The organism is Marvinbryantia sp. (assembly GCF_047017445.1).
In the GTDB taxonomy this organism is placed as follows: Bacteria; Bacillota; Clostridia; order Lachnospirales; family Lachnospiraceae; genus Marvinbryantia.
The window spans coordinates 159230-177017 of record NZ_JBKXTT010000007.1 but is presented as its reverse complement, the minus strand read 5'-3'; the positions used below and the strand labels follow the sequence as shown (position 1 = coordinate 177017).

The 17788-nt window shown below is 45.3% G+C and carries 31 protein-coding genes; 6 read left to right on the top strand and 25 right to left on the bottom strand.

The genetic code is table 11. From position 1 onward, the window contains the following. Positions 1-79: 79 nt before the first annotated feature. The 19 genes from ACLU9Q_RS10200 to ACLU9Q_RS10110 form a co-directional block, all read right to left on the bottom strand. On the bottom strand, positions 80-1987 hold the full coding sequence (locus ACLU9Q_RS10200) for a DUF927 domain-containing protein (protein ID WP_296839631.1): 1908 nt from the start codon (positions 1985-1987) through the stop codon (positions 80-82). Continuing rightward, positions 1984-2475 carry a CHC2 zinc finger domain-containing protein gene (locus ACLU9Q_RS10195; RefSeq protein WP_296839629.1) on the bottom strand — a complete coding sequence of 164 codons (492 nt, stop codon included), beginning with the start codon at positions 2473-2475 and terminating at the stop codon, positions 1984-1986. Before ACLU9Q_RS10195 ends, ACLU9Q_RS10200 begins: the two co-directional genes overlap by 4 nt. Then, positions 2472-3035 carry an ERCC4 domain-containing protein gene (locus ACLU9Q_RS10190; protein WP_308594259.1) on the bottom strand — a complete coding sequence of 188 codons (564 nt, stop codon included), beginning with the start codon at positions 3033-3035 and terminating at the stop codon, positions 2472-2474. Before ACLU9Q_RS10190 ends, ACLU9Q_RS10195 begins: the two co-directional genes overlap by 4 nt. After that, on the bottom strand, positions 3010-3402 hold the full coding sequence (locus ACLU9Q_RS10185; RefSeq protein ID WP_296839623.1) for a hypothetical protein: 393 nt from the start codon (positions 3400-3402) through the stop codon (positions 3010-3012). The genes ACLU9Q_RS10190 and ACLU9Q_RS10185 overlap by 26 nt, the downstream gene beginning before the upstream one ends. A gap of 13 nt (positions 3403-3415) precedes the next feature. Next, positions 3416-3643, bottom strand: a complete 228-nt coding sequence (locus tag ACLU9Q_RS10180; RefSeq protein WP_296839620.1) for a hypothetical protein — start codon at positions 3641-3643, stop codon at positions 3416-3418. A 151-nt stretch (positions 3644-3794) separates the two neighbouring features. Continuing rightward, positions 3795-4517: a hypothetical protein gene (locus tag ACLU9Q_RS10175; protein WP_412625172.1), complete on the bottom strand. Its 723-nt coding sequence runs from the start codon at positions 4515-4517 to the stop codon at positions 3795-3797. Between the two features lie 16 nt (positions 4518-4533). After that, complete coding sequence (locus ACLU9Q_RS10170; protein WP_296839615.1) at positions 4534-4935, bottom strand: hypothetical protein; 402 nt, start codon at positions 4933-4935, stop codon at positions 4534-4536. A 342-nt stretch (positions 4936-5277) separates the two neighbouring features. Further along, positions 5278-5994, bottom strand: a complete 717-nt coding sequence (locus ACLU9Q_RS10165) for an MBL fold metallo-hydrolase (protein ID WP_296839604.1) — start codon at positions 5992-5994, stop codon at positions 5278-5280. 11 nt (positions 5995-6005) lie between these two features. Next, complete coding sequence (locus ACLU9Q_RS10160) at positions 6006-7007, bottom strand: recombinase RecT (protein ID WP_296839593.1); 1002 nt, start codon at positions 7005-7007, stop codon at positions 6006-6008. Next, positions 6998-7300 carry a DNA-directed RNA polymerase subunit alpha C-terminal domain-containing protein gene (locus ACLU9Q_RS10155; RefSeq protein WP_296839639.1) on the bottom strand — a complete coding sequence of 101 codons (303 nt, stop codon included), beginning with the start codon at positions 7298-7300 and terminating at the stop codon, positions 6998-7000. The genes ACLU9Q_RS10160 and ACLU9Q_RS10155 overlap by 10 nt, the downstream gene beginning before the upstream one ends. Positions 7301-7303: 3 nt before the next feature. Beyond that, positions 7304-9298 carry a hypothetical protein gene (locus ACLU9Q_RS10150; protein WP_296839590.1) on the bottom strand — a complete coding sequence of 665 codons (1995 nt, stop codon included), beginning with the start codon at positions 9296-9298 and terminating at the stop codon, positions 7304-7306. Next, on the bottom strand, positions 9285-9812 hold the full coding sequence (locus tag ACLU9Q_RS10145; protein ID WP_302591363.1) for a hypothetical protein: 528 nt from the start codon (positions 9810-9812) through the stop codon (positions 9285-9287). The genes ACLU9Q_RS10150 and ACLU9Q_RS10145 overlap by 14 nt, the downstream gene beginning before the upstream one ends. A gap of 61 nt (positions 9813-9873) precedes the next feature. Next, entirely contained in the window at positions 9874-10140 is a 267-nt protein-coding gene (locus ACLU9Q_RS10140; protein WP_302591361.1) for a DUF6906 family protein, read from the bottom strand. After that, on the bottom strand, positions 10137-10412 hold the full coding sequence (locus tag ACLU9Q_RS10135) for a hypothetical protein (RefSeq protein ID WP_302591360.1): 276 nt from the start codon (positions 10410-10412) through the stop codon (positions 10137-10139). Before ACLU9Q_RS10135 ends, ACLU9Q_RS10140 begins: the two co-directional genes overlap by 4 nt. A gap of 23 nt (positions 10413-10435) precedes the next feature. Next, complete coding sequence (locus ACLU9Q_RS10130; RefSeq protein WP_412625171.1) at positions 10436-10684, bottom strand: hypothetical protein; 249 nt, start codon at positions 10682-10684, stop codon at positions 10436-10438. Continuing rightward, a complete protein-coding gene (locus ACLU9Q_RS10125; protein ID WP_302591356.1) occupies positions 10681-10887 on the bottom strand; it encodes a hypothetical protein in 207 nt (68 codons plus the stop codon). Before ACLU9Q_RS10125 ends, ACLU9Q_RS10130 begins: the two co-directional genes overlap by 4 nt. 24 nt (positions 10888-10911) lie before the next feature. Continuing rightward, positions 10912-11160 carry a hypothetical protein gene (locus ACLU9Q_RS10120; protein ID WP_412625170.1) on the bottom strand — a complete coding sequence of 83 codons (249 nt, stop codon included), beginning with the start codon at positions 11158-11160 and terminating at the stop codon, positions 10912-10914. Positions 11161-11183: 23 nt separating this feature from the next. After that, entirely contained in the window at positions 11184-11414 is a 231-nt protein-coding gene (locus ACLU9Q_RS10115) for a hypothetical protein (protein ID WP_412625169.1), read from the bottom strand. Positions 11415-11434: 20 nt separating this feature from the next. After that, positions 11435-11959 carry a Rha family transcriptional regulator gene (locus tag ACLU9Q_RS10110; RefSeq protein ID WP_412625168.1) on the bottom strand — a complete coding sequence of 175 codons (525 nt, stop codon included), beginning with the start codon at positions 11957-11959 and terminating at the stop codon, positions 11435-11437. 54 nt (positions 11960-12013) lie between these two features. Here ACLU9Q_RS10110 and ACLU9Q_RS10105 point away from each other — a divergent pair, with 54 nt between their 5' ends. Both ACLU9Q_RS10105 and ACLU9Q_RS10100 read left to right on the top strand, forming a co-directional pair. Then, entirely contained in the window at positions 12014-12409 is a 396-nt protein-coding gene (locus tag ACLU9Q_RS10105; protein ID WP_412625167.1) for a hypothetical protein, read from the top strand. A 340-nt stretch (positions 12410-12749) separates the two neighbouring features. After that, the gene (locus ACLU9Q_RS10100) at positions 12750-13115 is read left to right on the top strand and encodes a DUF2513 domain-containing protein (RefSeq protein ID WP_412625166.1); all 366 of its coding nucleotides are present in this window, start codon (positions 12750-12752) and stop codon (positions 13113-13115) included. Here the strand turns inward: ACLU9Q_RS10100 and ACLU9Q_RS10095 are convergent. Both ACLU9Q_RS10095 and ACLU9Q_RS10090 read right to left on the bottom strand, forming a co-directional pair. Next, the gene (locus tag ACLU9Q_RS10095; protein ID WP_412625165.1) at positions 13108-13284 is read right to left on the bottom strand and encodes a hypothetical protein; all 177 of its coding nucleotides are present in this window, start codon (positions 13282-13284) and stop codon (positions 13108-13110) included. The genes ACLU9Q_RS10100 and ACLU9Q_RS10095 overlap by 8 nt on opposite strands. A gap of 94 nt (positions 13285-13378) precedes the next feature. Further along, positions 13379-13540, bottom strand: coding sequence for a hypothetical protein (locus tag ACLU9Q_RS10090; RefSeq protein ID WP_298515579.1), 162 nt, complete (start codon positions 13538-13540; stop codon positions 13379-13381). Between the two features lie 51 nt (positions 13541-13591). On the opposite strand from ACLU9Q_RS10090, the gene ACLU9Q_RS10085 reads away from it, so the two are divergent. Continuing rightward, a complete protein-coding gene (locus ACLU9Q_RS10085) occupies positions 13592-14029 on the top strand; it encodes a hypothetical protein (RefSeq protein ID WP_302591350.1) in 438 nt (145 codons plus the stop codon). Here ACLU9Q_RS10085 and ACLU9Q_RS10080 read toward each other — a convergent pair. The 4 genes from ACLU9Q_RS10080 to ACLU9Q_RS10065 all read right to left on the bottom strand — a co-directional run bounded on the left by ACLU9Q_RS10080 (position 14001) and on the right by ACLU9Q_RS10065 (position 15708). Further along, complete coding sequence (locus ACLU9Q_RS10080; protein WP_302591349.1) at positions 14001-14312, bottom strand: hypothetical protein; 312 nt, start codon at positions 14310-14312, stop codon at positions 14001-14003. The genes ACLU9Q_RS10085 and ACLU9Q_RS10080 overlap by 29 nt on opposite strands. A 342-nt stretch (positions 14313-14654) precedes the next feature. Beyond that, a complete protein-coding gene (locus ACLU9Q_RS10075; protein WP_298515576.1) occupies positions 14655-14840 on the bottom strand; it encodes a hypothetical protein in 186 nt (61 codons plus the stop codon). A gap of 364 nt (positions 14841-15204) precedes the next feature. Then, positions 15205-15483, bottom strand: coding sequence for a hypothetical protein (locus ACLU9Q_RS10070; protein WP_412625164.1), 279 nt, complete (start codon positions 15481-15483; stop codon positions 15205-15207). Positions 15484-15489: 6 nt separating this feature from the next. Continuing rightward, positions 15490-15708 carry a helix-turn-helix domain-containing protein gene (locus ACLU9Q_RS10065; RefSeq protein ID WP_412625163.1) on the bottom strand — a complete coding sequence of 73 codons (219 nt, stop codon included), beginning with the start codon at positions 15706-15708 and terminating at the stop codon, positions 15490-15492. Positions 15709-15862: 154 nt separating this feature from the next. Here ACLU9Q_RS10065 and ACLU9Q_RS10060 point away from each other — a divergent pair, with 154 nt between their 5' ends. From ACLU9Q_RS10060 to ACLU9Q_RS10050, 3 genes are read left to right on the top strand one after another with little or no spacing between them, the layout of a single operon-like run. Beyond that, positions 15863-16318 carry a helix-turn-helix domain-containing protein gene (locus ACLU9Q_RS10060; protein WP_412625161.1) on the top strand — a complete coding sequence of 152 codons (456 nt, stop codon included), beginning with the start codon at positions 15863-15865 and terminating at the stop codon, positions 16316-16318. Positions 16319-16323: 5 nt separating this feature from the next. Continuing rightward, positions 16324-16788 carry an ImmA/IrrE family metallo-endopeptidase gene (locus tag ACLU9Q_RS10055; RefSeq protein WP_412625160.1) on the top strand — a complete coding sequence of 155 codons (465 nt, stop codon included), beginning with the start codon at positions 16324-16326 and terminating at the stop codon, positions 16786-16788. A gap of 41 nt (positions 16789-16829) precedes the next feature. Further along, positions 16830-17615 carry a DUF3800 domain-containing protein gene (locus tag ACLU9Q_RS10050; protein ID WP_296839487.1) on the top strand — a complete coding sequence of 262 codons (786 nt, stop codon included), beginning with the start codon at positions 16830-16832 and terminating at the stop codon, positions 17613-17615. Positions 17616-17788 lie beyond the last annotated feature (173 nt).

Genomic DNA, 17788 nt, shown 5'->3' with positions numbered 1-17788 from the left:
CCGTATCCCGCAAACCCGCATAAATACTGGATTTTTTGAACATTTTGCGGTATCACCTGCCGGAACACAGGGGCGTTACTCAAGTAAACGGGATTGTCTCCTGCACACCATCTTCAAGCTGCAAGAACCCGTTTCTGTCCACTTTCATCCCATTTCCGAGATGCTCTGAACCGTCCGCATCTGTCTCTTTTTCCTCTGTCAGTTTCAGAAAAATGCAGCGCACTTTCTTACCGCCGATACTCTTCACCCTGCTTCTCTTCCCTTGGCAGTCCGTCTGTATCAGTTTTTTCCGCTCTGCCCATGACAGGAAAGATTTCCGCGAAAAACCACCCTGCTGGCAAAGCTCATTGAATGCCTGCGGATAAAAGGCAGCATAATCCCCGTCAATAATCCCCCACTTCTCAATATTTGCAGTTGCGTCGAACCGGCTGCTGTTCATTGCTATCTTGTCCAACAGGAACCGGTAGCACCTCTCATTGTCAGACAGCTCATTACGGTCAATAAGAACCTCCCTGGCTTCATCCAGCGAAAGATACTGTCCGTCCTTAAAAAGATAGTCTGTAGCAATCTTATCCGCCGTCAGAACGATGGACAGGGATATCGACTGCTTCTGCATTTTCTCATCCGAAAATATCTCCTTCTGGAATTCCTTCTGTATCTTTCTGATTTCATCAGCCCCTATAAGCCTTACGGTGTCCACAAAATCCTTTCCCGCAAATCCGTAATTCTTCTTTACGATTTCCACTGTCTCCTGCGGGTCAGCAAAGATGTGATCCCCTGCTTCGACTTCCAGCACACGGTTGAAAGCTCCGCCCTGCGAAACGTTGCCCGTAACCGGCTGCTCCCCGTTTGTGAGAACGATATTTTCCCACGTATTCTCGCGGTTGATGCCGAGATCCTTGTTGGAACGTGTTTTTCCCTTGCCGGAGCAGAGGTTGTATATTATCTCCTCAAAACGCTGCTCCACCATCTTGTTGCGTTTACTCGTATCATCCAGGACCACCGGCAGGTTATTTAAAAAATCTGCCAGTGCTTCAAGCCCGACGTCCGTACTTGCGTAATCCCTTATGTAGAGTCCTTTTCCGGGATTTGCCCATACTGATGCCGCCACCATCAGCGTCACCGACTTTCCCCCTTCTGTCTCGCCCCACAGGTCCACGATAAAGGGCAGCCCGCCCGTGATTTTGAGCAGGACGCTCGCAAAAGACGCAGCCAGCAGAAACTTAATCTCAAACCTCCCGGACCTGCGGAGCTGTTTAATGTGCGAGTACCATTTCGCCCGGTCGCCGCTGCTCTTTACCGCCTCATATGTCTGCCGGAATTTTGCATTTCCGTCAAACACGATGTCTGTATCGTATGGCAGGAAGCTCTCTTTTACCCATCCGAGCTTTGATGACGACAATACCAGCGGTATATCGCCCTCATTGTCCGCTTCTATGTCCGCGAGGTAACGCACAAGGTATTTTGCATTCTCGCTCGTTACAAGGATGGATTTTGCCGAAAGCCCGCATATTTTTGACGCCTGTGCGATTGTTGTCTTGGGAACCGTAAGTTCCGACCATTTCCCATTGCGTTTAAAGGCAATCGTCACCTGCTCCTCATCCGTCTGCAGGTTTCTCATCCGTCTCACCGGCATGATCGGATGCCTGCACGCTACGATATCCTGTGCCCCACTGTTTGTGTTGTACAGGCGCACACCATCATCCGTAGCAATCCACTGCGCGCATTTCATCCGGTCGTAACCACCGCCTGTAAAGTTGGTCCAGTGTTCCAGCAGCGTGACGTCCTCTTTCTTTTCGTCACGTTCCTTTTTCTCGTATGCCTTCAGCACCCTGTCAAACTCTCCTTTTATCCGCAGCTCCTTTGCTCGCATAGAAAGAGACGCAATTAGCTGAGAACGGTATACGATGTCCTGCTGGCTGAATATCTCCTTAAAGACAGCCTCATCCATTATGCTGTTTTTGTCATAGTCATTCAAAGGCTTCATATATCCGCCCTCATTTCATTCAAGATGTCATGTAAATATAGCTGGTACGGCAGCGCGCTCTGGCAAAAACACCACTCCTCAGAATAAACAGGAAAATACTCGATTCCATTCCGCAGTGCCGAAATATAGCGGTTATTTTCATCTATGCGCTGTTTCAGCCGCGCTTCCTTTTCTGCGCGTTCCTGCCGCCGCTTCTCTGCCTGTCTTATCTTCTGCTTGACTTCTTCCCGGTCCTCCGTGTCATAGGTTCCGCCAAGCGCCATAAATGCCTCCTTGAAGGAAAGGTCATCCATGCGCATAACAAAATCTATCTGGTCTTTTCCCGCTCCGCAGGCGTGGCAGTACCAGTCTTTTTTGTAAACTTTCAGTGATGCGCCCTTATCTCCCGAATGGAAGGGGCAGTGTATGAATCCCGCCCTGTTCGGCGTAAATCCATACCGCTCCACTACTTCGCGCATCGGAATCTGCTTTACTTCCTCCAGTGTCATAAGCCGTCACGCAGGATCTCAATAATGCGTTTCCCGGTCTGCTGTTTGCTGCAGAATTCCCAGCGCACACCATAACGTTCCGAAAGCGTCCGCATCTGCTTTGCAAGCGTCGGTCCTGGCGTTGGTGGAGCCGATACTTTAAACCCATACTGTTTTGCCAGCATGATTGCATCCTCGATTGGGAAATCATACCCGCAGCCAGCCTGCTCCCGGATCTTCTTTTCCCATGCCCGCGTGCGCGGATTCTTCCATTTCTCCACATCGTCAATGCTTTTTATATGTGCACTGTGCTCCACCAGGATAACCATCTGTATACCGCGCTCCTGCGCTCTTACAAGCTCATCCTTAAAGCGCTTATGCTGCTGACACAGATTCCCGCATACCTCTGTAAGCGACCGTTTCCGGTCTATGATAAGGCGCGGATTGTCCAGCGACATGTAATCGCCCACCCATAATTTGCTCGTATAATATCCAATACCCTGGCGACCAAACTCATCAATGATTTTTGTGATCGCCCGCGCCTTTTCGCGCGAATCAATCTGTATGTCCAATACTGTCACTTCCTCTCGGTTTGTATACCCTCTCGCTCTCCAGATATTCCTCGACCTTTTTCTGCTCATTGATCAGATTTTTTAGCCTGTCGAAAAACTGCCTGTTGCTCTTGTCGCCATAAAATTTCGCCACATTTTCCAACATCTGCGCCCGGTCTTTCAGCCGCCTGCGCTCTTTCCGACTGCGGCTCAGTCTCGTCGCAATCTTATTCCGCTCCTGCTTACTGGCGGAAAATTCGAACTCATGCAGGAAATCCTGCACACATCTGTCATGCTTCCAGACGGCAGACGAACATTCCTGGTATTCTTTCTGGCAGGCTTTCATGTAAGCAAGGATTTCTTCAAGGACTTCTGAGGGCTTTCTGTTCTCATCCAACCATATCACTCCCTCATGCAAACGGCAGCCCGTCCTCTATGCAGCAGTAATTCTCAACTACCGAAGCAAAGGCGCAGCCGCACTCCAAAATAAATGCCGCTATTTCATCTGCACGCGGTCTGTTCTCAAATTTCTTTTCAGCAATCACGCTCTTGGTTCCATCGAATCCCACGCTTATTCCACGGACAACGTAATAGCTGATTAATTCCACTTCTTTTTCGGTTTTTATCTTAACTCTCATAATCTTTCTCCTTTACAGGCGGATAGAAAGCAATCCTCTACCCGCCCTACGCAATAATCATGGCTTATAAAATCTCGTGATATATTTATTCCCATGTGAAACGCATGTCTGGTTGATAGTTGCTATGTAACGTTGATCAACACTCCCGCCCTTACGAGATCACCGTAAACTGCGGCAGCTCCGCCAGCTCATACTGCAGATACTCTTTTACGTTCTTCATTGCAGCATTCATCCATGCCCCGCCGTCAGCCTCAAAGATGGCGCATTCCACACCGTCACGCTCATTCTGTCGCATACGGAACACAAACGCGCTCTCCGGCTGCTCTACCTCCATAAATGTGCGGAACGGACGCAGCTTCACCGGGTTCGGCACGATTGCTTCTCCTTTGGATGCGATTCCTGTTTTGATGGTCGCCTTCTGGGATACCCCGTCATCGCCATACTGCGCGACAGTGCCATTCTCCACTGTTCCTGCAAATCTCAGCAGCAGATCACGGTCCCCATTGCCGATAAATTTAGACTGCAGTGCGATCAGAAAGCTCTCATGCCCCATATAGCTGCCATACCGGAACTCGGGCACCTGCGCATTAACCTCCACCATGTACTCACGTTCACGGTCCAGATCCAGCGGCGAACACAGCAGTACCCGTGTCGGGCTTACCACATGGACAATCATCCTGCCATCCATGTCATCGATACCCGCTTTCAGATATTCCACCAGGCTTGTCAGCGTGGTCATTCCAATCTTTCCGGCTTTCGGGTTGTGACAGATGCGGTACAGGCGCTTGTCGGAATAATCTTCCCCTCCAACATTCACAATCTCCGGCTTTTTCAGCTCTACTGCATACTCCAGTGCTTCTTTTAATCCATTCATCGTTTTATCCTCCTTTTTATGCCTGTCTGGCTGCCCTGAAATCAACTACGGTTTTCTCTGTTTCCCCTTCGGCGGAAGCGCTCTCTTCCTCCTGCTTCTGGTAATCCTCCATCGACATCTGCCCGCGGACCTGCGTGCCATACTCTTCGGCATAGGTTTCACCGGTCTTGATGTCGTGTCCGATAGACATCCTCGTTCCGATCGGCTTTACAGCTGCCAGCTTGGTTTTTACTGCAACACCTACAGATGCATCGTCCCTGTCCTCATTCTGCTCAAATGTTACATCAATCGTGATGCCGCGCTTGTTTTTCCACGGCGTATTTGGGTCCATCATGTTTTTCAGTACCTGCTCCATAGCAGCATCAAATTTCTCCTGCAGGGCACCGCCTGCGAATGTTTCGAGATTTACTTTATTCATTGCAAATTTTCCTTTCTTCTTTGTTTTTCTGGAACCAGTAAAATCCGCGCGCATACCACCAGTTCGCATTTTGCTCTATAATAAACTTGAACGTTCAAAATTGTTGTCGTATAATAAAAACAGTTATTGGCTGTTTTGGGGAGAGGAAAAGCCTCAAAAGGGAAAAGTGCGGTTAGCCGTCATAAAATTTCTCGCAACTCTGTTAATTTGTACCAGCACTTTTTCATTCAGTGCGGAAAGAGAGGTTCTTATGAAAAATACACCTAACGTAACAACCCAATCCACTGTTACTAAGATTAGCGTGGCGGCTAATCACTCTTTCCCCAAAGCAGACGATTCCTTCTAAAACGGTACCAAACTTACATCCACTGAAATCCCCTTCTTCGCCACTGCAACCCGGCATCCTGGGTCAACAGCTTTTTCTGCTTCCGTCATAAACCGGATTTCATCGCTGTTGCATTCCGACAGATGACATAGTGTAACGGTCCGCAGTTCCGGGCTGTTGTTTGCCCGCAGAAAATCCAGCGTGGTCTGCAACTCTAAATGTCCGGTTAATACATGGGCACGGTTGGCTGCATCCGGATCTATCAAATCGGCAGCATAGTTTGCTTCCACCAGAATGTGATTAACATTGCTGCCAAACCGCCACTTGATCAGCTCGCAATCCGTAGCATACACCATGCTGCCCATCTCCGGATGGATGATATAAAATCCATAACAGGGGCACTCCGAGCCGTCTGAATTGCTGTGCATAAATCTCCCCTGCCTGTCCGTCAGGTCGAATGCAGTAATCTCAAATCCGCCCAGGTATGCCAGTCTGGTGGTTTGCTCATACGGCTTAAGTACCGGGATACCAACTGCCTCGTACTCATAGGCCCTGCCGGAATGGTCAGCATGACTATGGGTGCATATAACACCCACAATCTTGCTGATATTAAAATTCAGGGCTTTCTTGATTTCCTTGAACGGAACACCCGCTTCGATCACAAGGCATTCTGTATCATTCTCCAGCAGATAACAGTTTCCGGATGAGCCGGAGCCAATGCATTTAAGTATCATTTCCGCCTACCTCATTTCATGAAATCCGGCACATCATCTTCTTCCACAACTTCCCCGGATACCCTCTCCGGGACCGGAGCAGATGCCTGCGGCTTTGCCTGTCCGGGGATGCTGCCCGCCTTCTTTCCCCCGCTGCCCGTAAACGGGACGGAATTGGCGCTCTGGGCAATGTCCTGCTGCACCTGTGCTTCTACATCAACCGTATCCGCGTTGTCAATATATCGCGCCGTGCCGTCCTCATCGATAACTGCCATGTCCTTTTCATATGCCTGCTGCATTTCCACGGACATGATTCCCCACTTGCCGATCAGCTGCCGGATCAGTGTCTTTTTTGCCATTGCGTCAAAGTCTGTCGTCCATTTACTGTTTTTATAACCTTTATCAAGGTCGGTGCGGTATGCCTGCGAATATTTGCGCGCGTGCGATTCAACCGCCTCCTTCGGGCTGAATAACTCCTTGCGGAAACCGTTCATCAATTCAAACATCGCATAATAGCCAACGGTTGACGCTCCCTCGCGTTTTGCAGGATCCATGATAGGGAAAAGCTCCATTTCCTCTGTAATAGGATTGTATTTACATTCTCCCTCTTTGATCTCCGATACTACGATTTTGCGGTACTGCCCGGAGCGGATTGCCAGCTGGATATAGCCCTTGTACCCAATCTGGAATTGTGCTTCTTTCGCGACTACCTGCCATTTTCCATTGACCTTTTCCTTTTTATCGTAAGGCACCATATAAAACTGTCCGAGCTGCGGGCTTGGCGCAAGCTGGAGCGCCTCCCCCTGCAGAGCCGCAGACAGGATACTGCCATTTGTGCAGGCCGCCAGTGCCGGATTGATCTGCACTGCCGATACCACACTGGAAATAAATCTGGTTACATTTTTTTCACCGATCACACCAGCGATGTTTGCACGGACCGCATCACTGCCAAGATAAGTAGCAATGCCTACTTTGGGCTGCCCATTTGATAATGCTGTATTGCCTGTTGTTGCTACTGCTGTATTTACTGCCATGTTTCTTCCTCCTTGAGTCTTTCTTTTATTTCATCAATGCACCTTTGACCAATATTTCTGACGGAACGCAACTCCTCATCGCTCATTTTCCGAAGCTCCTCGACCGTGCGAACTCCATGCCGCCTCAAACAGTTATATGTCCGTACTGACAAATCCAGATCATCAAGCATTCTTCCGTTTGGAAACTCCTCCATCAGAGTACAATCGCTCCTCCGATAACTCATATCCAGCGGGTTTCCGGTAATCTCATTATGTTCTTCCGGGATATCACAGCATATCGACGTATCGCTCATCACTCACGCCACCTCCTCAATCTTCAGTTCCAGATCATCCGTCCTGCAAAGTACGATCAGCTGGCTCTCGCTCTCTGGGATCCGCCAGGAATCAATGCTCTCCCCGTAGTCCAGGAATACCGGGCAGCAGATGCCGGAAGCCCGCTGCGCCGCCATCGCAATATCAAGTCTTGCAAGGATCTCCAGACCGGTATTGGTATCGTCGCCATAGTCTTTATTCTCGATAACAGGCCTGCAGTAATCCTTTTTATAGGAACCGTTCTTTGCCCGGCTGAACAGATCCCATCTAACAAACTGGAAATGCGCATTGATCTTATCAACCAGAAAAGTATTTTTCCGCTCATCCAGCTGGTTCAGCAGATCCATCACCTTTTCGCAGTCTGCTTTCTTCTGCTCCAGCGTCAGACGGCTGGCTTCCAGGTCAGCGATGCGCTGCTCAAATTCTGCATTTTTTATGACTGCCTGCAGTTTGTCTTTCACCTCATCCAGTTCATGCTGCGCGGTTTCCAGCTGCCCGCGGAGCGCCATCCGGTAATCAGCGCCAGTATTCTCAGCCTTCAGAGCCGCTTCCTTCGTCCGGATCTCCAGGCAGAGTGCCTCATACTCCTGGTTGCCAGACATATCCGGCGTAACCGGCAGGTCATCGAGCCGTTTCATCGCAGCAGATTTTTCGGAGTTGTATCTGATCTTGTCAGACTTTGCCTGTTCGATGGTTGACTGCAATTCTGCAATCTTTTCCGTATTGGCTCTGATCTCTCCTACCAGTTTCTTTCCTGCTTCATTTATAGCTGTCTTGGAATCCTCCTTGTCTCTGTAAAATTTTTCCCTGTCGACTTCTTTTTTTCTGTAAAATTCCTCTCTGTCGGCTTTACTTCTTGCAATTTTCTCAGCCTTCAGATTTTCCGGCAGTGGCTGCCCACAGGTCGGGCATAGCAGATCGGCCTCCGTAATACCGATAAACTCATCCTGTTCCCCAGGGAATGTCTTTCTGGCCTCTTCCTTCCATCGTTCAGCCAGCTTCCCTTTCTGTTCCTCTTTCTGCCGGTTTTCCTGCTCCAGTGCGGCAATCCGGCGCTCTGCATCCCCGTGGATCCTTACTGCTTCCTGGAAGCCATTTTCCGCCGCATCTATCTCGCCCTGGATCTGCGACCTTGCGGCCAGCAGCTTGTCCGCTTCCAGGCGTTCCATATCTGATTTCTTAAACTGCAGCTCCATGATGCCATCCGATTTTTTCTGCCACTCGGTCCTCGCTTTTTCGGAATCGTCAAGCTGTTCCCTAATGGAGCGAATCTGTTCCTGGAGGGCATTCTTCTGCAGCTCCAGCTCTGCCGTGTCCACATCCACCAGATAACGTTTGTTTTCGGCAATCGCCATCGGAATGCCGTTCTGCTCTTTAGTGATCCTGGTAATGCTGGCTTTATTCATTGCCGTCAGCTCTTCAACAGTATATTTTTCCAGCAATGGTACAAGCTCCGCCAGTTCCCCGAATTTCCGGGCAACATCCAGATCTGAAACATCTTCCACCAAGCCAAACAGAAATTCCCGCATCTCCTTCGGTTTCTGCGCCAGGAACGCGTTGACGTTGGAGCACAACTTGAATACATCCATGTCAAACCCGAAATACTCGTTAAAATCGCGCAGTGTCTTGGGCGCGTCGTTGATAAAATATGTATTATCATCCGTGAAAGAACCGTCTTTTTTAAATGTCCGTTTCTGCTGCTTTCTGGCGGTCACCTCAGTTCCGTCAATATCCAGCGTCCCCTCCACTGTCACCAGCACATCATTGACCGGCTGGCGATTGATCTTCCGGCGTACATTCGGATTGCTGGACAGGTTATAGTCAATGTTCCAGAGCAGCCACATGTATGCCGCTGCAAGTGTGGATTTTCCCAGTCCGTTAGCTCCGGATACCCTGGTATGATCAAAGAAGTTAAATTCTGCTTCCTTAAATCCCTTAAAATTCTCCATCCTCAGTTTTTTCAGTTTAATCTTCCTCATTATGCACACCTCCTGATAAGATCTCTTCTTTCACCGCTTCTCCGATTTCCCCGGCAATCATCGCAGCTTCCGCTGCTTTTCCGTCAGCGAGCGTGAGTGCTGTATATTCAAGCAGGTTTGCAATTCCGTTAAAGATACTCCTGGCATTTCCAGTAACCAAAAAGTTTATTCCAGGATCCCCCGCCTCATGCGCTATACTCACCCGGAATGTCTCGAGGTCTTCCGCACTGATGAGGAAATTTTCATGCTCTCTGCCAGCAGAAGCTTTTTCATCTGCAGCGAAGTTTCTCTGTTCCGCCGGCTTGTCCCCGTTTTCCCTGCCGGAACCGGATGCATTTTCCCTGTCCTCATTTTTTCCGCTAGAACCGGATGCGTTCTCTGCTCCCGCGCCTTCTCCTACTCCAGACATTTCCTTGATGATCTTATCCGCGCATTCCTCTGCCACTTTCTCCGGGTCGGCGCCCTCACAAATCTTTACTACTCCCATTGAAATTTCTTCAAAAATACTTTTCATGACTGTCCTTTCCGTGCTATAATGCACTTGTAATATTTTGTTTTCTGCCCTGGTGATTCTCCTAAAACCCCGGGGCATTTTCCATGTTCCTGCCACCATGGGATGCTCTTCCGGCAATTCCAATGTTCTCCCCGCCGTCAGACGGCCTTTTAACAATCTGACCTGTCTGCTTGTCAATGATATGTACTTCCCGCTGTTCAAGTACGCCCTTGTCAATGATGTGCAGGTATCCATTGTCCTCATACCGCACCATCCACTTTTCCGGATCCAGACCGGCGTCCGCAATAAGCTTTTTCTGTGCCAGTGTTGGTTTCTTCGGCTGCTTCACGCTCTCACCTCCTCTGTTAATGGTTCCTTTCCGATGCGGATTTCTTCCGGCAGGAGATTGTATATACTCTCATCATCATCCGTATATATATATTCCTCTTCTCCATCGCTGTACGTCCAGTGATGGTAGCTGTGCATCCTGTCTGTAATACATGCAAAGCTGGTGCCTTCTCCTCCTGCATTTATGCTTATATGGATCCCTCTCGCCTGCGCTTCCCGACTTACAGCAAGCTCCATGTTCCGCAACCATACGGCAAAATCTCTGTCTGTCATGTTTCCTGTCCTCCTTATTTTTCTTACAGTGTAAATATCTGTAACTTTCTTTCCGGCTTTTCCCGGTGTTTTCTTATACGCACGCTCCCGAAGCGTTCTTCCGTCAACGCCATAAATCCCGATGCAGTGACGGAGAATGCCAGTACCCCTACAAACAGCAGGGAGCAGATCTCCATGCCGGAACAGATGCCGAGCAGAAATGATGTCCCGCCACCCAGAAGCAGCCCGGTCGTGATCGCAGCATAGCTGCGTAAATACTGTATGTATTTCATCGTGTTCCATCCTCCCACAGATCCAGATCCTCAAGAATCTGCTTAATCATCGTCCCGAAAATATATGTCATTGCATTCTCCCGGAGCTTTACAGCGCGCTCTCTGACGCTGCGTACCCTTTTGGCTTCTACCAGCATCACCTCTGTCGGACCGAATCCGGCACCGTCTGTTGCGTCAAGCCCCGCATACATTCTTTTCTGCATTAGCTCGTTCTCCTTTCACCATCTTTAGGCGTTTTTTTCTTTTGAAATGCGTGCAGCCTCAAACCCAATCGTTGATGCAGCTCTCTTTATTACCTTCTCAACAATATCCATTACAATTTCCGGCGGTATATCTTTCTGATCCACCCATTCGCCATTGATCTTTATGTAACTGACTATATTAGGCTTACGCATATTACCGCCCCCTTCCTTACATGGTATTCGCAAATACTTGTACCTGTTTCTTTGGAATACCCGGTCTTTAACCTGTCTCATAGTTCTAATTTTCCAGATTTTATTCACTTGACAATTAAACATACGGCAAGTGAAAGTATTCCTACAATCGCCCATGCAGCAAGCCATTCCAGCAGACATCCTTCAAGCGCCATTCCGATAGTTGATGCAGCGAACGCTATCGTAAGAATCAGAATGCCCACCGCTTTCTGTATCCTGCGCTTTCTGCGTAATGCCTTTCCGTACCTCTCCCTTTCTTCTCTTGCTCTCACGAACTCCTCATAATGTTTATCCATTGATTCATGCTCCTATCTAATTACATCGGCAGTTTCATCTGCTCATAATCCGGAATCTTTACGAAGTCATCCGGCAACCGAATCCCAAACTGCTCCGATACCATTTTGAAGGCTTCACATATCTTCCACGGTGCCGAACCCTGTTTCTCCATACGCCTGTCCATTTCCTTATTGAAGGAAGCGACCTCACCGAGGGATGTGGCTTTGGTTTCGTATATTTTCTGCTGCTCGGTGTGTTCCATCTCATAGAAACGCTTCACATACCTCGCCGTAAACAGAACACCCTTTTCACCAGTAGACTTATTAGCAAGGAAATCGCAACCAAGCTTTGTGACTGCGTAGCATTTGTTTTCTTTTCCGCTGGCGTCTTTGTAGGTTGATGGGATGAAGTAATCACTCACGGACATTTGTCCTTCAGTCATTATCTGGATATAACCCTTTCTGTCTTTACGCCCCTCCAGTTTCTTTAATAAATCACTGTGAGGAACTTCCATCATCTCTGCCACCTCCAATGTGGTAATTGTTGTTTTTCTTAAATCATTCAATTTACATCATCCTTTCTTTGTGGTAAAATTTTCATAAAAACAAAGGAGTATTTTATGATACACAGCGCATATAAATTGCTAAAATCTTTAATAAGCCTCGTCGAAACCGATGAAGACGAGATATGGATTGATTACGAAAACAAACGGTTTGAACGCGTACATGATGATACTAAGCCGGATTTTGGCTGTTCTTTTCCGCCGAAGGAACCTTCCGTAAAAGGTCTCCTTGATTATCTTCAAGAAAATGGCTACATCATTATGGAGGGTTATAATGAATACTGCACCCTTACATATAAAGCTCTGTATTATAAGCAAATAGTTCGCAATGAAAGATTGCGCTATTTCCTGTGCTCAGTTTTTGTACCGATTATTTTGTCTGTAATTACCAGCATCTTGACTACAACATTTTTGCCAGAATTATTATCAAGTTTGTTACAAAAGCTGCAATGACACTCACTACTGCTGGAACTATATATTCAGAAGTGCTTCCTTCTCTTACTGCTCTGTATTCTTCGTGTATCGGTTTCGACTCTTTATGAATTTTAAATTCCGGCTTTTTATCTGCTGCATAATCTATCTCCTTCGTGCAATGACAGTTTCCACCATTCTTGTAGCACGCCTTCGAATCCTTACACTCTTCCTTTTTACCGTTACAGTAAAATTTTCCAGACATCTCTCTCACCTCGCTTTCTTATTTGTCCGCAAAATCCATTGACTTTTCCTCGGTGTTCTCCTATCCTTTAGATACGGGCCCTACCAAGCCGAGTACGAAAGAAAGGAGAAAGCCAAGATGAAACTAAATCCAGACTGCATCCGCGGTATTCTTCTCACAGTCGAAGATAAATGTGATTTTGATACGCCGTGGGAATACGAAAAGGACAACTTTGAATCAGAATTTCTTGCAGAATATACTCATAAAGAAATTCTTTATCACATCAAACAGGCTGATGAATCCGGTCTTATTCAAAACGTCCATTATTATGAAGGCGGTGACGATGTTTTAATTTGTGATCTTACTCCAGCTGGTCACGAATTTCTTGCTAATATCAGGAATGACTCTGTATGGAAAAAAGTCATTTCTAAAGCATCCGGCGCATCTCTCCCTATTCTTCTGGAAGTTGCAAAAGATGCGGCTTTGAAGCATTTTCTTAGCTAGCCGGGTATTCAACCAACAGTTTTATTGAGAGTTCTGCCTTATTTCCATATGGTGAACTCTCTATTTTGTAACTCTCCACATGGTGTAGTTTCTTATCATCTAGCCAAATTTCGTATCCCCCAGATTGCGTTGGTTCTATTCTCAGTTTCATAGGTTTTTTAATTGCCATCACTCACACTCCTTTCTCTTCCGGCAACCTGGGTTCAAGAAACGTTCTTTCATTTGACTTTACACGTGACGCTCTTACTCCATGCGTAAAATTGCTATCCTGCGCTCTCTTCTCTCATTGCTTTCTCGATCTCACATCTGCTTTTCAAAATGTCTAAATTCGCCTTTGCAATCACTAGGCTTTGCGGATCGTGCTTCGCCAGCAACTCCGCAGTTTCTACCATTTCGGCAATTTCATTTTTTTCTTTTTCTGACATTGTCTCACTCCCTTTCTGGTGGTATAATTAAGAAAATTTGGAGGGTTTGTCATGGATAAAATCGATAGTAATTCCATCAAAATACTTGCATTTCTGTATGATGCTGATTCAAAAACCGTACGCGAAATAATGAATAAATTTCAGTTACACGCGGAATCGAAACGAGATTACATATACACTTTGCTTGAATATTTTGTGGACGAAGGATATCTCGGTATTATTACCGACCAAAACCGTTATGTTTTAAGACATAATGTGCGTTCCTATGCCCATGAATGCGCCTTGAATAACCGCGAATCGATTCTTCCGACATACTCCGTGTATCTCCTTCCTGCTGGTAGGGCTATCGTGGAAAACAACAGAAGAAATAAATGGTATTTTCTTGCCCCATTGGCAATATCAATTATTTCAGCCGTAATATCTGTCGGTTCCCTGCTGTATCAAGTTTTTGATAATGCTCCTATTTTAGTAGAGCTAATGTCCCGATAAGTATCGGCGTATAAATCACAATTGTTACACAGACAATCTTTGCCTTACACAAAAATGCTTCCCGCGCCAGATTTACCTTTACTATTGACCTTTCTCTGTTTTCTTCAATCACATCCGCTTCCTGTATAAAATGTCTTCTGCAGCTCTGGTATATATTGTTTTTCCAAGAGATTTTTCCATTTCCCATTTCGAAAACGGTCTGTCCTTCATACCAGACAGGGTCTCGAAGCGCCCCTGTCTGGAAAGTCGGCTGATAAGCATCAATGCTATTTTCTTCATTCATTTTTTCACCTCCTCTCCTCTTTCGTCTGCGTATCTTTCTTTTCTGCGGCTTTGCTTTCAGCTACTCCCAGAAAATATCCTTTATCAAATTCGGACATCTTTTAATTTCTACATTTTTTTGCCTCGCTCTTGCCTTTTGCTATTCTCCGTCTTATACTGTAGTTACCAGACTGCCATCTGGAATACTGTAGAAAGGAAAATATCGCAATGGACAAAGAAAAGATTCTTCATGACCTTTCTATCGCATACTTGCTGTACCAAAACATTACTACTGATGCCATGCCATTAACGCTCGAACAGTTTTATCAAGAATATGATAAATTGACATTCGAATTTAAACCGATTATTGACCACTACAATCAGTAGGAAATTTGAAAACAGTAAAGGGTTTGTGATGCTCAAATCTTTTGCTGTTTTCCTTTATGGAATGTTCTAACATTTTAGGAAGCATTTCAGCCTCTCCCTGCGTAAATTCTCGCTCTTCCATTCCATTAAGAATCTCCTGAATATACTGGTTTACTCTCGTCATTCTCTCACCTCTTCTCTTCCCACGTTTGCCCTTATCCCCTTTGCGAAATTCTATACTTTGCATTAATTTTCTTAAAAGAGTCTAGATATTGTGATTCTTGCAATATTTTTATTGATTTTCTAAATCAATTTCTTTATACTGTTTATTATCATTTAGCTCGCAGAAAGGAGACTATCATGAACAAAAATCTATTAAAGCTTCTAATTGATTGCACTGACAAAAACGGTAATCTTGACATATCCAGAGTTAAAGCTTCATATCATGGAGACCTTGCTTCCGGATTGAGAGAACTCAGTCACGAAGGATATATCACACTTCTGGATTCCGACGACGCAATCGGTGAAATCGAAATAGAACAAAAGAGTTACCGCTTATTTAAATAGCTAATGATTCCATACAGCATCATACATATTGCGGTAAAAACTGCGGCTGTTATCACGACAATGACAGCCGCCTCTCTTATCTCTTCCAAGATGTCTATTTCAGCCCATCTGATTTGATTTGAAACCGCCTTATGCCAAAATCTCTGACTATCCGAGAAATATTTGTTCTCAACTGTTCTCTTTTTCCATCCATCAGATGGGTCTGCAAATATCCCCGTCACTAGTTTTACTGCTTTTTCACTTGCCTTTTGCTTGCCCACACTCTCTCACACTCCTTTCACTTCTGGCACGCATGATTTTGGCTTGAAAAAGTCAAGCGGTAAGTCCAAGGATTCGCATATTCTCATATACTCATTTGCCTCAATTTTTCTTTTGTTATTCAAAATAAGGTTGAGCACGCTTGTCGGAATCCCTGATTTCTCTGCCAGAAAATTCTGCTTAATTCCCTTTTCTTCCAAATATGCCTTTATATCACTTCCCTGCATTTCTGTTTTCCCCTCCTTCCAAAACAGATTTTCTGTATATTTAGACTATAAAACAGAGTTTCTGTTTTGTCAATATAAAATTCAAAATTCCTGTATTTTTTATTGCGTTTTCAAAATTTCTGTGCTATTCTGTATGCAAGAATGGAGGTGCAGAATGAACGAAGAATCTATTAAAAAGACTATTTCTACAAATATAACCAGATACAGGGAACTTTCTGGAATGACGCAGAAAGAACTTGCTCAAAAACTCAACGTAACCCCCTCACGTATTTCCAACTGGGAGCAAGGTGCCAATTGCCCAACCATTGATATTCTATTTAAGGTATGCGAAGTTCTTGGAGTTTCTATTAACGATATTTACGGTGTGTATCCCGAAGCAAAAATACGAATGTCTTATGACGAAATTGAACACATAAAAAAATACCGTGTCCTCGACCAACACGGCAAAGAAATGGTAGATTTTACTTTACAAAAAGAATGGGAGCGTTCTACGAAAATTGTTTCATTTGAGACACCGGTATTAAACGCTGCGAGTGAACGCCCGGACGCTACCATCGAAGATAAATTACAAACAAACAGTATCATGCAAGATGATTCAGAGTGGGAGTGATTTCATTGACCTACGAAGATCTACTTTTGGAAGCCGATTCCGAGAAGCTGATTGTCCGTGAGAAAAACATTCCCGGATACAACGGAAGAATATATAAAAACAGAATTGCGATTAATAAAGATATCAAAACCTCAACCGAAAAAGCCTGTGTCCTCGCAGAGGAGCTGGGACACTATTATACTACTGCCGGTGATATTCTTGACCAGTCGGATGCCGGTAACCGCAAACAGGAATTCCGCGCAAGGCTACATGGTTATAACAGAATGGTAGGTTTAATGGGAATCATCAGATCGTATGAGCATGGCTGCCGAAATCTCTATGAGACAGCAGAATATTTGGAGGTGACAGAAGCATTCCTGCAAGAAGCCCTGTCAGCATACCGAAGCAAATACGGCATATATAAAGAGCTGGACAACTATGTTATTTTCTTCGAGCCACAGCTTGCCGTGCTGAAGAAGTTTGAGGATTGAATTGGTCTGGCTGCTTTATATCAAAAGAAAAGAGGGAAGTTATGAATACACGAATTGTTTATTGTGATGAAACTGGTGATGATGGTCTTAATACCAATTCCAGTAATGCATTTATTTTAACCAGCATGAGCATGCCGACAGAATCCTGGCAAACGAATTATGAACTGTTCAAAAAATTTCGTAAACAGTTAAAATCTGAATACGGTTTTCATGTAAGTGAAGAAATGCATACAAAACAATTTTTAACAGATAAAAATCCTTATCGTTCCTATTGCTGGACGCGGGAACAGAAAATTGAAATCTTGAAAAAGTTTACATTAGCAATTTCTACCTTGGATATTTCCGTAATTAACGTTATCATTGACAAAACTAAAATCAAAGTTGGCGAATACTCCATATTAGAAAACGCACTTACATACAATATTCAACGCATAGAAAACGACAGTAACGGCGACTGGAATTTCATAATTATTACAGACAAAGGTCGCATCAGCCCTATGAGAAAAACTGCAAGAGCTATTAGAGCATACAATCCGATACAGTCTCAATTTGGCGGATATATTAATAAACCGATTAAATATCTTATCGAAGATATTATGGAAAAAGATTCAAAAGAATCATACTTCATTCAAATATGTGACTTTATCTCTTTTTTCGTACACCTTTACTACAAGACACGATATCAAAATGAAGCACTCCCAAATCGTGTTGGCAAGTTAATTGATAATAAATTTGTCGGAAATGTAATGGCTACTTTCTCTGCCAATGGCATTTTAAATCTTAAAGCCAGCTCGCAAAAATATGGCTTAGTTATATATCCAAAATAGAAAACACCACCTACGACGCATCCGCGCTTTCAGTGGTTCATATATATTATCGCACGCAAATGCGTGTTTGTCAATATTAACCCAGCAAAAACCGCCCGGTATTGGCGTACCGAACGGCTTTACATAGATTCTATACGGGCTGCCAGAGCCATTGTGTATATCATCCCTCAACA

Bases quoted from the DNA above. Each gene is read 5' to 3' on its own strand.
- ACLU9Q_RS10090 (WP_298515579.1), bottom strand. From the start codon at position 13,540: ATGTCAGAAAAAGAAAAAAATGAAATTGCCGAAATGGTAGAAACTGCG.
- ACLU9Q_RS10095 (WP_412625165.1), bottom strand. From the start codon at position 13,284: ATGGCAATTAAAAAACCTATGAAACTGAGAATAGAACCAACGCAATCT.
- ACLU9Q_RS10170 (WP_296839615.1), bottom strand. From the start codon at position 4,935: ATGAATAAAGTAAATCTCGAAACATTCGCAGGCGGTGCCCTGCAGGAG.
- ACLU9Q_RS10145 (WP_302591363.1), bottom strand. From the start codon at position 9,812: ATGAAAAGTATTTTTGAAGAAATTTCAATGGGAGTAGTAAAGATTTGT.
- ACLU9Q_RS10050 (WP_296839487.1), top strand. From the start codon at position 16,830: ATGAATACACGAATTGTTTATTGTGATGAAACTGGTGATGATGGTCTT.
- ACLU9Q_RS10130 (WP_412625171.1), bottom strand. From the start codon at position 10,684: ATGAAATACATACAGTATTTACGCAGCTATGCTGCGATCACGACCGGG.
- ACLU9Q_RS10085 (WP_302591350.1), top strand. From the start codon at position 13,592: ATGGATAAAATCGATAGTAATTCCATCAAAATACTTGCATTTCTGTAT.
- ACLU9Q_RS10135 (WP_302591360.1), bottom strand. From the start codon at position 10,412: ATGACAGACAGAGATTTTGCCGTATGGTTGCGGAACATGGAGCTTGCT.
- ACLU9Q_RS10115 (WP_412625169.1), bottom strand. From the start codon at position 11,414: ATGGATAAACATTATGAGGAGTTCGTGAGAGCAAGAGAAGAAAGGGAG.
- ACLU9Q_RS10175 (WP_412625172.1), bottom strand. From the start codon at position 4,517: ATGAATGGATTAAAAGAAGCACTGGAGTATGCAGTAGAGCTGAAAAAG.
- ACLU9Q_RS10160 (WP_296839593.1), bottom strand. From the start codon at position 7,007: ATGGCAGTAAATACAGCAGTAGCAACAACAGGCAATACAGCATTATCA.
- ACLU9Q_RS10065 (WP_412625163.1), bottom strand. From the start codon at position 15,708: ATGCAGGGAAGTGATATAAAGGCATATTTGGAAGAAAAGGGAATTAAG.
- ACLU9Q_RS10165 (WP_296839604.1), bottom strand. From the start codon at position 5,994: ATGATACTTAAATGCATTGGCTCCGGCTCATCCGGAAACTGTTATCTG.
- ACLU9Q_RS10125 (WP_302591356.1), bottom strand. From the start codon at position 10,887: ATGCAGAAAAGAATGTATGCGGGGCTTGACGCAACAGACGGTGCCGGA.
- ACLU9Q_RS10080 (WP_302591349.1), bottom strand. From the start codon at position 14,312: ATGAATGAAGAAAATAGCATTGATGCTTATCAGCCGACTTTCCAGACA.
- ACLU9Q_RS10155 (WP_296839639.1), bottom strand. From the start codon at position 7,300: ATGAGCGATACGTCGATATGCTGTGATATCCCGGAAGAACATAATGAG.
- ACLU9Q_RS10180 (WP_296839620.1), bottom strand. From the start codon at position 3,643: ATGAGAGTTAAGATAAAAACCGAAAAAGAAGTGGAATTAATCAGCTAT.
- ACLU9Q_RS10150 (WP_296839590.1), bottom strand. From the start codon at position 9,298: ATGAGGAAGATTAAACTGAAAAAACTGAGGATGGAGAATTTTAAGGGA.
- ACLU9Q_RS10060 (WP_412625161.1), top strand. From the start codon at position 15,863: ATGAACGAAGAATCTATTAAAAAGACTATTTCTACAAATATAACCAGA.
- ACLU9Q_RS10195 (WP_296839629.1), bottom strand. From the start codon at position 2,475: ATGACACTGGAGGAAGTAAAGCAGATTCCGATGCGCGAAGTAGTGGAG.
- ACLU9Q_RS10100 (WP_412625166.1), top strand. From the start codon at position 12,750: ATGAAACTAAATCCAGACTGCATCCGCGGTATTCTTCTCACAGTCGAA.
- ACLU9Q_RS10200 (WP_296839631.1), bottom strand. From the start codon at position 1,987: ATGAAGCCTTTGAATGACTATGACAAAAACAGCATAATGGATGAGGCT.
- ACLU9Q_RS10105 (WP_412625167.1), top strand. From the start codon at position 12,014: ATGATACACAGCGCATATAAATTGCTAAAATCTTTAATAAGCCTCGTC.
- ACLU9Q_RS10075 (WP_298515576.1), bottom strand. From the start codon at position 14,840: ATGACGAGAGTAAACCAGTATATTCAGGAGATTCTTAATGGAATGGAA.
- ACLU9Q_RS10120 (WP_412625170.1), bottom strand. From the start codon at position 11,160: ATGAGACAGGTTAAAGACCGGGTATTCCAAAGAAACAGGTACAAGTAT.